Source organism: Tundrisphaera lichenicola, assembly GCF_051175385.1.
GTDB classification, from domain to species: domain Bacteria; phylum Planctomycetota; class Planctomycetia; order Isosphaerales; family Isosphaeraceae; genus Tundrisphaera; species Tundrisphaera lichenicola.
Genome location: NZ_CP195106.1, coordinates 3990160 through 4002159 on the forward strand (window position 1 = coordinate 3990160; position 12000 = coordinate 4002159).

Here is a 12000-nt window from a genome sequence, read left to right on the forward strand (position 1 = left end):
TGGCTCGACCGCGGGGCGGGCACCCGTGCCGGCCCGTTTTCGATTCGCCGAGTTGAGCGGCCCGATCTCCCCAAGCCGGAGAGTCGGGCCGTCCGCTTCTCGAAGGTTCAGAGCGGGACCGGAGCCCCCGCTTCGGCGTCTTCTTCGGCCGCATCGCCGCCGTTGTAGAGGCGAGTGGCCTTGGCGCCGGTGGCGAACGATTCCAGGCAGAGGTCGATCTTCGAGCTGAGTGCCCCCCGGAGCGCCGGGTCATACACGAAGATCAGGGCAACCTCGGAGTTGTCCAGCTTGTAGGTGTAAACCTTCACTTCCTTGTTGTCGGCGGTGAAGATCAGTCGGCGGAATCGGTTGCCCTTCTTGCTCTCTTCGCTGAATTTGGGCGTTTGCAGGCCTTCGGGCGAGCCGAAGACGCTCGTGAGCACGCCGAGGACGTCGGCGACGAACTCGCCCCTGGCGGCCGGTGGTGGTGGCGGGGCTTCCCCCTTGGTCGGGGGCTTCTTGGGCCGCTTGACGCGGGCCAGGACATGCAAGACCGACTCGGTCTTATCGTTGAACGAGGCGTCGAGGTCGAACTGACCCTCGCCGACCGGAAGTTGTCCCGTCTTGGCCAGGGCCTGTTCCTTGGGCGGTCGGATGTAAATGGCGAGATCGGTGAACTTCTTCTCGTTCGGGGCTTCCATCAGATTCTTCTGGAGCCGCCGCGTGTACTCGAGTTGGTTCAGGGTCTTGGCCTGCCGCTTCTCGTAGCCTTCTCGACCGCAACCAGGGACGGCGACCAGCCCCAGCAACGTGATGAATACCCAGACCCCACGCATGATTGACCTCGCGACGACCAGGACGTGACCGATTTTCCTCCTCCGCATGAGGAGGCCGGTCTCCTTCGGCCGGCGGTCGGCACTTGGCCCGGCCGCCTCGATCGTTTAATGTCCGACGGGATGGGAGTCTTGTCAAGCGACCGACGCCCGGCGGGGCGGGATCGGTGGGGGTTGGTCCGATGGGCGTGGTCCAGATCGTCGCGCTGGTCAAGCCGTTTCGAGCGGGGGCGGTCCTCGCGGCCCTGGATTCGATGGAGATCGAGATCCTGGGCGGGACCGTCCGCGAGGCGATGGGGTACGGTCGCCAGAAGAACCGCCTCCATCGCTATCTCGGGAGCGAGTACAACGCCTCGTTCCTGCCCAAGGTCGAGCTGACCCTCTTCGTCCGAGAGCAGGACGCGTCGAGTGCCGTCAAGGCGATCGTCGGCCAGGCCCGGACCGGTCGGATGGGGGACGGCAAGATCATGGTCACGCCGTGCCTGGGCGATTTCGTCTCGTGGTAAGGCCCGGCGTCATTTCGGTTCAGTGCGGCGTGCTCACCCAGAGGACCCGATGGAACGAGAGCGGCTCGACCTCGTCGAGGTCGACCAGGATCGAAGGGTCGGGAGCGGCCGGATTCTCGGCGCGAAGCAGGGCGTATCGCCCGCAATGCTGGAACCAGCGGACCCGGGGCTCCCCGTCGACCCAGGCGACCACCAGCTTGTCCTGGAACGCCTCGGAGGCCGGCTCGGGCTCGGAATAAGCCACATGCGCCCCTTCCGCGACGATCGGCGACATCGAGTCGTCGCTCACCCGGAGATATCGAGAAGCCGGGCGAGCGTCGGGACACTCACCCTGGCCGATCTCGTCCATCGGGTCATCGAGCGAGTTCGGAGTGACACTTTCCTGATTATCGGGCCGATGCAGGACGATTTCCTGAGGAACTCGGGCACCTGACTCGGGCCGATCGGCCACGATCGAAGGGCGGGCGGATCGGCCGTTTGAGGTCTGTTCGCCCTGCTCCAGGCGATCCAGGGCCGCTCTCAGGAGCGTGGAAACCGAAGTATTGGTCAGGCCCGATAGAGATTCGTCCCCGCCCGTGGGATGGCTGGGCCTGGTGCGTAATTTTGGCCCTTCCCCTCGGAGCAGCCAGGTCGGCTCGACCGAGGTCAGCTCGACGATCCGAAGGATGATCTCGGCGGGGACCGTCACGCCGTTCTCATAATTATACCAGGTCCGGACCGGGATCCCGAGCGTCCGGGCGAGATCGGGTCCGCCCCGTTCGCCGTAGAATTCGGTGCGAAGACACCTCAAACGGTCCGAAAGCCCTTGCTTGACGCGGATTGATTCGGGGGCATTCTTACGACGAGCCATGGCACATCTCGGATTAGTAGGCCTCGAGTCGACGAGGGCAAGTTCCGATTATGAGCGATGATTGCTCAAGTGTGCCCTGTCGATGAATTAACGCTATCTTTATGCAACTTGTTGATGACCGTCAATAAAAACTCCTTGCTTGTCTACTTCAATGATTGGATCGTCGTTTTTAAGCATCATCTTTGAAACAAAAAACGGCGAGAATGGATCATCTCCGTCCAGGTCGGGGGAGCGATCCCGTCATCTGTCCGATAGGTCCGAAACGACCGCTTTCGTCGCGATTTATTCGTCGTCGTCGAGCTTTAAATCGAGCAGGAAATCGGCGATCGCGTCATCGGCGATCGGTTCGTCTTCGGCCGGGAGGTCGGCGGGGGCAGGCTTGGTGGCCAGTTTGGGCTCGGGCTTGGCCGCGACGGTCTTGTCCTCGGTGGAGGGCTCGGGGAGATCGTCGAAGTCGATCTCGAACTCATCGGGGGCCGCGCCGGGCGTCACGTGAGCGGCGGGGACGGCGGTATCTCCCGGCTTGGGGCCGGCCGCGGCATCGGGCGTCTTCGCCGCGATGGCCTGTCCGACCTTCTCGACCCGGAGCTTGACCGGGCCGATGCTCAGCTCATCGCCGGGTTCGAGGACCCGCTGCCCCTCGATCTTCTTGCCGTTGAGGAACGTCCCGTTGGAACTGCCCATGTCCTTGACCAGGAGCATTCCGTTCTTCTCGAAGAACTGGCAGTGGCGACGGCTGACCTCCGAGGATTTGATCCGGAGCTGACATTCATCGTGGCGGCCGGCCGTGGTGACCCCATCGCCGAGTTTCAGGGCGGTCGTGGCGCTCCGGCCACGGAGGACGACGAGCTGGAAATCCATGGCAAGACGGTCCTGATTCGTGGCCGGCGAGACTTCAGAGCGCAAGGCATTTTCCCGGAGACAATACCCCCAACCCCCAAGATATCTTAGTTTCAGAGTTCCCGCAATGCACGACCTGAGCCCACTGAGACGTAATTTCTTCGACAAGTCGAACGGGAGGGCTGGTGGATGATTCCCGGGGAGGAGATCGTCATCGATCGGGAGCTTGTGATCGATTTGTTGCGCTCGCGGAGGAACCCGAAAAGTCTACCGCCTCTCGAATTGATCCAACAGGCGAGGCGGGTCGATCTGGAGGTGTTCGACTCCGGATTCTTCCGCGAAGAGACTGTCTACTATCTCTTATACGAACATCCGGTACTCAAGCGGCGTGACAGGCTGTATCTGGTCCGAATCGAGGAATTGCTGCCCTTCCTTCGATCCAGGATCAAGCCGGGAAGAGGTGAGGGGCTGGATCTTACAATGACCACGCGAGACAAAATGGAAGATTTCCTGATTTGCAATCACGACGGGGATATGTTTCTGCTTTCGACGACCTCCAGCGAATCCGGGGCTGATTCTGCGCGAACCACTGGGCCGCTTGACGCCCTCCTTGGATAGGGGTTAAGTTGAAGCGCGACTTGGCCTGACGCAAACCCTTCGAGGCGGCTGATCCAGCGACGACCATGCTCAAACGGACGAAGACCTGCGGCGAACTGACCCGCGACCATGTCGGCCAGGAAGTGATCCTCAACGGATGGGTCGACACCCGTCGCGACCACGGAGGGCTCGTATTCATCGACCTCCGCGATCGTTACGGGCTGACCCAGGTCGTCTTCGAACCGGGGACCGGCCCGCTCGAAAAGGCCCAGGATCTCCGGAACGAGCACGTCATCGGGGTCAAAGGGGTCGTCGCCCCCCGGCTCGAAGGCAAGGAGAACCCCAAGCTCAAGACCGGCGCCATCGAGGTCCGGGCGATCGAACTGGAAGTCTTCAACGCCGCGCCGACCCCGCCTTTCGAGATTCATGGCGCCGAGGCCAACGAGGAACTCCGCCTCAAATATCGCTATCTCGATCTCAGACGGCCGGCGATGCAGGAAGTCTTCATCCTCCGGCACAAGATGTCGCAGTTGATGCGCAACACCATGTCGGGCCTGGGCTTCCTCGAAGTCGAGACGCCGATCCTGGGCCGGAGCACTCCCGAAGGGGCCCGCGATTTCCTGGTACCCAGCCGAGTCCATCCGGCGCATTTTTATGCACTGCCCCAGTCGCCGCAGCTTTATAAGCAGGTGCTGATGGTGGCCGGGTTCGATCGCTACTTCCAGATCGCCCGCTGCTTCCGCGACGAGGATCTCCGCTCGAACCGCCAGCCCGAGTTCACTCAGCTCGACGTCGAGATGTCGTTCGTCGAGGACGAGGACGTCATCGGGACGATGGAGAACCTAGTGGCCGATCTGGCCCGAGAATTCACCGGCGAGACGATCAGCCTCCCCCTGCTCCGGATCGACTACGCCGACTCGATGGAGAGGTTCGGGAACGACCGCCCCGACCTCCGCTACGGGATGGAGTTGAACGATATCGCCGATATCGCGGCCGAGACCGAATTCAAGGTCTTCCAGAATGCCGCGGCGGTCGGCCACCGGATCCGGGGGATCTGCGTCCCCGGCGGTGGAGAGGCCTATAGCCGGAAGGATCTCGACGGCCTGACCGAGTACGCCAAGACCTTCGGGGCCAGCGGCCTGGTCTGGCTCAAGGTCGAGGCCGAGGCGTTCGCCGGCTCCAACGCCAAGTTCTTCCCGGGCGCCGCCCAGGCCAAACTGCGCGAGCGATTCGACGCCAAGCCGGGCGACCTGATCTTGATCGTGGCTGACAACCAGGCCGTTTCCAGCCAGGCCCTCTCGAACCTCAGGATCCGCCTCGCTGCGGAACGTAAGCTCTACGATCCCAAGAGCTACCATTATTCCTGGGTGATTCGGTTCCCACTCCTGCACTGGGACGCCGAGGAAGCGCGGTACGCCGCCGAGCACCACCCCTTCACCATGCCACTGCCCGAAGACCTTCATCTCCTCGATTCAGACCCGGCCCGGGTCCGCGCCCAGGCTTATGACCTGGTCGTCAACGGAGAGGAATGCGGGGGCGGGACGATCCGCTGTCACGACCCCAAGATCCAGTCGCGGATCTTCGAGTTGCTCGGACTCACCCCGGAGCAGGCCGAGGAGAAGTTCGGCTTCCTGCTGAGCGCCCTCAAGAACGGGGCCCCGCCCCACGGCGGGATCGCCCTGGGCGTCGACCGGCTGGTGATGCTCTATGCCGGACTGACCAACATCCGAGACTGCATCGCCTTCCCCAAGACCGCCCGAGGGACCGACCTCATGACCGGCGCACCGGGCACGGTCGACGGCCGGCAACTTCGGGAACTCCACGTCCGCGTGACCGAATAATCCGAAAGCCGATATTGGGTGATGCTGTGATCAAAATTCCTGCCAATTGGCGGGAAGATTGCATGTCACCGGAGAGATCGGGAGGCGTAGAATATCTGCGGGTCGTTTCGTCCGCCGATCCTGGCGCGGTGACGCTCCCAGAAATCCCATCTCCCGATCTCTTCGGCACGGCCCATATCGACGGGGGACCGCATGCTCGCGAAACTTAAGGGGCTCTTCGGGCCTGGTGGCCGGACCTCGCTGGACCGCCGGTTCTCGATCTCCTGCGAGACGCCGCAAGGGAGCATGTCCCGCGTTTATCGGGCGATCGACAAGGAATCCGGCCGGACCGTCTGCTTGAAGATCCAGCTGCCCGAGAAGCATGCCGCCGCCGAGGCGCGTGCCCATCGACTGGAGCGACCGCCGGAGGGCGAGGTCGCCATGAAGGTCATCCACCCGAATGTGGTCCGAACTTTGGAGTTCGGGACGACCAGCATCGGCGAGAAATTCATCGTGATGGAGTTCATCGACGGGGTCAGCCTGAAGTTCGTCCGGGAGGCGACCAAGGTTGGCATCCGTGCGAAGGTCAAGCTGCTCGCCCAGGCGGCCGACGCCCTGGCGGCGGTCCACGAGGCCGGCTTCATCCACCACGACGTGAATCCCAACAACTTCCTGGTGGATCGGGAAAACCTGGTCAAGCTGATCGACTTCGGCCTGGCCGTCCCCAACACCCCGGCCTTCCAACGCCCGGGAAACCGGACCGGGATGCTTCAGTACATGGCCCCCGAGCTGATCCGTCGCGAGCCGACCGATGAGCGGATCGATATTTTCGGATTCGGCGTGATGGCCTTTGAACTGCTCACCGACAAACTTCCCTTCGGGGGTGGCAGCTCGTTGGCCCAGATGACCCAGAAGATCAACGTCGCCCCGATCGACCCGGCCGTCGCCAACCCTAGGCTCTCCGACGACCTTTGCGAGATCCTCCGCAAGACGCTCGCACGCAAGCGGGACGAGCGTTGGCCGAAGATGTCCACCCTGGGAGACGCCCTTCGCGAGGTCTCCCCCAAGCGCGAGGCCTGAGGCGGGGGATTTGCGTCATTCGTTCGGGATCGTGACGACCGGCGGGGGGCTCAGGTGAGACGTGGCCCAGCCGCCGAGTATCACAAGGGCCATCGTTACCGACACCGCCGTGACCAAAGATCGTCGCCTTCGTCGATCCATCCAGTCACGCCGTCGTACCTCCTCGGATAGTGTGCGGTTCTTCCGGTCGAGTTGATCCATCCGTTTCGCGAGATCTTCCATGAGTGCGATGAGCCTCTGGATCGGCTCGTCGCTATCGGTTCGCCGAGCCTGGATCGATTCGACACCATCGGTGATTAAACAGCGGATCTTGCTGTCAAACTGAGCCCTATGTTCAGTGGACTCGAGTTGGTCGAGTCGATCCTCTACGCAACCATATTGCCGTGCCATCGATCCTCCTTCGTCGTCGAAGGGCTTGGAGAGTTATGTCGCTTATTACGACCATAGCTCCCCTAATAAACTCAGGCGAACGGTCGAGAAAAAGAAAATCGAAGAATGGCACGGGATTCTGCCCACCCGCCCCGAAACCGACGCGGGATTCAACGGCTCAGATCTTCGACAATCTTCGAGAGATCCCAGAGCCGGATCTCGCGATCCTCGCCCCCCGAGGCCATCGTCTTCCGGTCCGGGCTGAATGCGATCGTCCAGACCTTCCCGCGATGCCCTTCTAGCTGCGCGATCGGCTTGCGGGTTTGCAGGTCCCAGAGATAGATGGACCCGCCCGCATCGCCCGAGGCCAGGACACGCCCTCCGGGATGGTATGCGACGCAGAAGATCCCCTTCATCTGGCCCTTCAAGACTTTCCGTTCGCGACCGGTCTCGACATCCCAGAGCCTGATCCTTCGGTCGTCGGAGGCTGTGGCCAGCGACCTTCCATCCGGCGAGAATACGACGGGGGCCAGGTAGGCCCGCACGGCCGGGACCTGGATCTTTTCCCGTTTCGCGTCGGGGTCGATCAGGTCGACCATTCCACTCATGCTCCCGACCGCCAAGATCTTGCCGTCCGGCCCGTAGGCCACGGTCGTGACCGGGCTCGGGTACTTCAAGCCGAGGTGGGCCTCTCCCGTGGCGGTGTCCCAGAGGGTGACGAATCCGTCCTCTCCCGAATGGCTCCCGCCTCCGGCCAGGGTCTTGCCGTCGGGCGAATAGGCCAGGCCCCAGCCGTAGGCCACGGCATTACCTCCGAAGGCCGAGTCGTCCGAGTTCTCGCGATAGAAGGCTCGCTCCTTCCCGGTGTCCAGATCCCACGAGATCGCGCCGAGTCCCGGCCGATTCGCAGCGAGCGTCCGACCGTCGGGCGAGATCGCTACCGAGCTGAAGTCCGAACCGTCCGAGGAGAGGGTCAGCCGCTCCTTGCGGGAGGTCAGGTCCCAAACCTTGATCTCGCCCGAAGACCGGGAGGCCAGGGTCTTCCCGTCCGGGGAGATCGCCAAGGCGACGACTTCGCGGGTGTGTCCCGCGAGTGTGCGTTCTGGGGAGATCACGGGCGGCGGCCCGTCGCAGCCGGCGAGCAAGGCGAGGGCCATCAGGAGGCGGGCCGTCCGTCGCGGGCGGGTCCGGAGATCTTCAGGCATCGTCGACCGATCTCCGGGTGGCGTGGATGACTCGCGGGTGGTTCGCCGAGTCGCGGATGGTTGGGGCCATTTCCAGCTCGGGTCGGGCGGCGACCAGCTCGCGGACTGGCGTCTCCTGATCGCTGCCAATCTCCAGGATCAGGTGGCCGCCGACTTTGAGCATCGGTACAGCCTCGGCGATCAGGCGGTCGACCACCCGGAGGCCATCCTCGCCGCCGTCGAGCGCGAGGTGCGGTTCATTGTCGCGGACGCCGGGTTCGAGGGTCGGGATCACGCCGGTCGCGATGTAGGGCGGGTTCGAGACGATCGCGTCGAACGGCCCGTCGCCGGCGACCGGGGCCAGGAGGTCCCCCTGGCGAAACTCGACCCGATCGGACAGGCCCAGCTTCTCGGCGTTAGAACGGGCGACCGCGAGGGCCTCGGGGCTGAGGTCGATCGCCATGAAGCGGGCCGACTTGTGATGTTGGGCGCAGGCCAGGGCCAGGCAGCCCGAGCCGGTCCCCACGTCGACGCATCGCGGGGACTCGACCGCCTTGAGCCGGGCGAGGAATTCGACCACGACGAACTCGGAGTCGGGGCGGGGGATCAGGACGGCCGGCGAGACCGCCAGGGGGAGCGAGTAGAATTCCTTCCGCCCGACAAGATAAGCCACGGGCGTCCCGTCGGCCCGGCGCTTCACCAGGTCGCGGAACTTGCCTCGATCGCTCTCGCCGACCTCTTCCTCGTACTGGGTATAGAGGCGGACCCGCTCGCAACCCAGGACGAACGCGAGCAGGACCTCGGCATCGAGTCGAGGGCTCTCCGCCCCCTTCTTCTTGAGGAAGTCGCGCGTCCAGCTCAGAAGACGGCCGACCGTCCAGCGGTCTTCGAGGTCAGCGGGCATGGTGTCCGTGTTCCGTTTCTCGGAGGGCTGGCCCTGCCGGGCTCGATTTCGTCGGCAGGGGACGCCCTGCCCTTTGCTGGTCGGCTCGCGTCCTAGAGGTCCCCGAGCTGCTCCCGACGGTCGTGGTCGATCAGGGCGGTCGCGACGGGTTCGAGGTCGCCGAGGATGATTCGATCGAGGTTGTACCAGGTCTGGCCGATCCGGTGGTCGGTCACGCGATTCTGGGGGAAGCTATAGGTCCGGACCCGCTGCGAACGGTCGCCCGACCCGATCAGGGTCCGCCGCTGCTCGGCCCGCTCCGAGTGGGCCTGCTCCTGCATCTGGTCGTAGAGCCGGCTCCGGAGCAGACGCATCGCCTTGGCCTGATTCTTGTGCTGGCTCCGCTCGTCCCGGCAGAGGACGACGATCCCGCTGGGCTTGTGGGTCAGCCGGACGGCGCTTTCGGTCTTGTTCTGGTGCTGGCCGCCGGGGCCTCCCGCCCTCATCACGTCCCGCTCGATGTCCTCGGGTCGGATCACGATCTCGACGTCCTCGGGCTCGGCCATGACGGCGACGGTGGCGGCCGAGGTGTGGATCCGCCCCTGGGTCTCGGTGGCCGGCACGCGTTGGACCCGGTGACCTCCGCTCTCGAACTGGAGATGGCGATAGGCTCCCTCTCCGGTGATCCCGAAGGACGCCTCGCGGAAGCCGCCCAGTTCGGTCGGCACGATATCGAGGATCTCGAAGTTCCAGCGCTTGGTCTCGGCGTATCTCCGGTACATCTCGAAGAGGTCGCGGGCGAACAGGGCGGCCTCATCGCCGCCGGTCCCGGCCCGGATCTCGACGATTAGGCCCGCGCGGTCGGAGCCGGCGGCCTTGTCGTAGAGCAGGTCGCGGAGCGACTCGCCGACCTCTTGCTGGCGGGCCCGGAGCGTCTCCAACTCGGCCTCGGCGTAGGCCCTCATGTCGAAATCCGACTCGGCGGAGATCATCGATTCGGCCTGGACGATCTCTCGGCCGAGTTCGAGATAGCGTCCGTAAGGGACCGCGACCTTGGCCAGCGACCCTCGCTCCTTGGCCAGGGCGGCATAGCGGGTCGGGTCGGTCGCCAGGGCCGGATCGAGCAACGCGGCGTCGAGCTCGACGAATCGCTGGTAATCCGCCTGGAGCTTATCGAACACGAGACGCCTCGGAGTCGGGGTTGAACATCGGGACTTTCCGCCCGGTCGCGTGTCGTTCGCAAAACGACCGACGGCCCGACCGGTCCGCGCTCATCGCGCCGTCCGGCGGGCCGTCCGAAGGTTCTGAGGCCGAGCGACTAGGCCTGGGTGGGAGTCTCGGCCGGCTTCTTGGCCTTGCCGTAGGTCCCCTGGAACTTCTTGTTGAACTTGTCCACGCGGCCGGCGGCGTCGACGAACTTCTGCGATCCGGTATAGAACGGATGGCACTTGGAGCAGACTTCGACCACGATCTTCGGCTTGGTGCTCCGGGTCTGGAACGTGTTGCCGCAGCCGCAGGAGACGGTGCTCTCGACATAGTTGGGGTGGATGCTGTCTTTCATCGGATATTCGCCTTCATCGCTCGATGCCCGCGTGGCCCGCCGAAGTCCGGATGTCGGGCCTCGATGCCACGCGCCAAAGTTCTTACGATACTCGATCGCATAGGGATCGGACAATCGGCTTTTCCGCGATCATTTCACCGAGCCGCCGGTGATCGGCTTGCCCTCGAGATAATCCTTCACCGCCTGCTCGACCTGGTCGTAGGTGAACTGGTTGTTGACGTCTTCGAGGTTGAACCGGCGGATTTCCTTGCCGTCGGGCCCGTAGAGGAAGACGGCGGGGATGGCCGTCAGGTCGAGCTTCTCGAAGGCATCGTCCTGGGTCTCGTCGAGCAGGAGATTGGTGAAGACGGCCTTCTGGCTCTCGAGGAACTTGGTGGCCTCGGTGACATCCTTCTTGCTGGTCGGGTCGTCGAGCGAGAGCGAGATCACGACCAGGCCCTTCTCGGCGTACTTCTCGTGCATCTTGACGACGTGGGGAAAGTTGTCCTTGCAGGGGCCGCACCAGGTGGCCCAGGCGTCGACGATGGTGAGCTTGGCCTCCTTGTTGGCGGCGATCCTGGCGAGCATCGCGTCGTACTTGACCGGGACGAGCTTGACCTCTCCGGCCGGGCTGGGCTTCTCGACGGCCGGGGCGAGCGAGGCGGCAATCCCGAGGGTCAGCAGTCCGAGCAGGGCGGTCCGGGCGATCGCATTCACGGTCGGGCTCCTCGAAAGGTCCGATGATCCGGCGGGTGAATCAAACGAGCACGCCGCCGGGGGATGGCCCGGCGGCGCGAGATGAACGATTCGATTCCGGCGGGGCCGGATCCGAACTTATCTCTTGTAGGGGATGCCGCAGCCGATGGCGCGGGTCTCGGTCTCTTCGACGGTCTCGCCCGCCAGGACGGCGTCGATGGCGGTCTTCAGGTAGGCCTTGGGGCCCTTGGACTCGGCACCGTCGTCCATCCGGCCGGTGTAGCGGATGGTCCGGTCCTTGTCGAGGACGAAGAACTGCGGGGTGTTGGTGGCACCGAAGGCCTTGCCGATCTTGCCGTCCTCGTCGTAGCCGTAGGTCAGGTTGTACTTGCCCTGCTTGATCTTGTCCTTGATGGCGGCAATCCCGTCCTCGTCGGCCATCTGCGGGCCCGAGGAGCAGACGCCGATGAACTTGACGCTCTTGCCGTTGTACGCCTTGACCAGGTCATAGAGCCGGTCTTCGCAGGCGATGACGGCCGGGCAGTGGTTGGCGAGGAAGGCAACGACGACGACATCTTCCTTGGCGTTGTTCAGGTCCAGGGTCAATTCCTTGTCGCCGGTCTCGGAGACGGCGGGAATGCCCGTGATGGCCGGGGACTTGTCGCCGACGCTGACGACCTTGTTGTACTTGCCGGCGAAGCTGGTGCCGGCGATCAGGGCCACGGCGGCCAGGCTGAGGATCCAATGACGCATGAAAACGATCTCCTGGAAGGTGTCTGCTGGATGATCTTCGGTGCGGGGAGCCGTTGAACCTTCGATCGAC

The 12000-nt window shown here is 64.0% G+C and carries 13 protein-coding genes; 4 read left to right on the top strand and 9 right to left on the bottom strand.

Annotated elements, in window-relative coordinates:
• Nucleotides 1-107 precede the first annotated feature (107 nt).
• A complete protein-coding gene (locus P12x_RS15905) occupies nt 108-815 on the bottom strand; it encodes a hypothetical protein (RefSeq protein WP_435005286.1) in 708 nt (235 codons plus the stop codon).
• A 179-nt stretch (nt 816-994) separates the two neighbouring features.
• On the opposite strand from P12x_RS15905, the gene P12x_RS15910 reads away from it, so the two are divergent.
• Nucleotides 995-1318, top strand: a complete 324-nt coding sequence (locus P12x_RS15910; RefSeq protein WP_435005287.1) for a P-II family nitrogen regulator — start codon at nt 995-997, stop codon at nt 1316-1318.
• Nucleotides 1319-1337: 19 nt separating this feature from the next.
• Here P12x_RS15910 and P12x_RS15915 read toward each other — a convergent pair whose 3' ends face one another.
• On the bottom strand, nt 1338-2168 hold the full coding sequence (locus P12x_RS15915) for a S24 family peptidase (RefSeq protein ID WP_435005288.1): 831 nt from the start codon (nt 2166-2168) through the stop codon (nt 1338-1340).
• 282 nt (nt 2169-2450) lie between these two features.
• The gene (locus tag P12x_RS15920; RefSeq protein WP_435005289.1) at nt 2451-3029 is read right to left on the bottom strand and encodes an FHA domain-containing protein; all 579 of its coding nucleotides are present in this window, start codon (nt 3027-3029) and stop codon (nt 2451-2453) included.
• 168 nt (nt 3030-3197) lie between these two features.
• Between P12x_RS15920 and P12x_RS15925 the strand changes: the two genes are divergently transcribed.
• From P12x_RS15925 to P12x_RS15935, 3 genes are all read left to right on the top strand, one after another.
• Complete coding sequence (locus P12x_RS15925) at nt 3198-3626, top strand: hypothetical protein (protein WP_435005290.1); 429 nt, start codon at nt 3198-3200, stop codon at nt 3624-3626.
• 65 nt (nt 3627-3691) lie between these two features.
• A complete protein-coding gene (aspS, locus tag P12x_RS15930) occupies nt 3692-5446 on the top strand; it encodes an aspartate--tRNA ligase (RefSeq protein ID WP_435005291.1) in 1755 nt (584 codons plus the stop codon).
• Nucleotides 5447-5638: 192 nt separating this feature from the next.
• The gene (locus P12x_RS15935; protein ID WP_435005292.1) at nt 5639-6505 is read left to right on the top strand and encodes a serine/threonine protein kinase; all 867 of its coding nucleotides are present in this window, start codon (nt 5639-5641) and stop codon (nt 6503-6505) included.
• Between the two features lie 539 nt (nt 6506-7044).
• Here the strand turns inward: P12x_RS15935 and P12x_RS15940 are convergent.
• From P12x_RS15940 to P12x_RS15965, 6 genes are all read right to left on the bottom strand, one after another.
• Nucleotides 7045-8079, bottom strand: coding sequence for a WD40 repeat domain-containing protein (locus P12x_RS15940; RefSeq protein WP_435005293.1), 1035 nt, complete (start codon nt 8077-8079; stop codon nt 7045-7047).
• Nucleotides 8072-8962 carry a peptide chain release factor N(5)-glutamine methyltransferase gene (gene prmC / locus P12x_RS15945; RefSeq protein ID WP_435005294.1) on the bottom strand — a complete coding sequence of 297 codons (891 nt, stop codon included), beginning with the start codon at nt 8960-8962 and terminating at the stop codon, nt 8072-8074. The genes P12x_RS15940 and prmC overlap by 8 nt, the downstream gene beginning before the upstream one ends.
• Nucleotides 8963-9054: 92 nt before the next feature.
• Complete coding sequence (prfA, locus tag P12x_RS15950) at nt 9055-10122, bottom strand: peptide chain release factor 1 (RefSeq protein WP_435005295.1); 1068 nt, start codon at nt 10120-10122, stop codon at nt 9055-9057.
• A 137-nt stretch (nt 10123-10259) separates the two neighbouring features.
• Nucleotides 10260-10502, bottom strand: coding sequence for a 50S ribosomal protein L31 (rpmE, locus tag P12x_RS15955; RefSeq protein WP_435005296.1), 243 nt, complete (start codon nt 10500-10502; stop codon nt 10260-10262).
• Nucleotides 10503-10631: 129 nt separating this feature from the next.
• The gene (locus tag P12x_RS15960) at nt 10632-11198 is read right to left on the bottom strand and encodes a TlpA family protein disulfide reductase (protein ID WP_435005297.1); all 567 of its coding nucleotides are present in this window, start codon (nt 11196-11198) and stop codon (nt 10632-10634) included.
• A gap of 117 nt (nt 11199-11315) precedes the next feature.
• Entirely contained in the window at nt 11316-11930 is a 615-nt protein-coding gene (locus P12x_RS15965; protein WP_435005298.1) for a redoxin family protein, read from the bottom strand.
• Nucleotides 11931-12000: the final 70 nt, after the last annotated feature.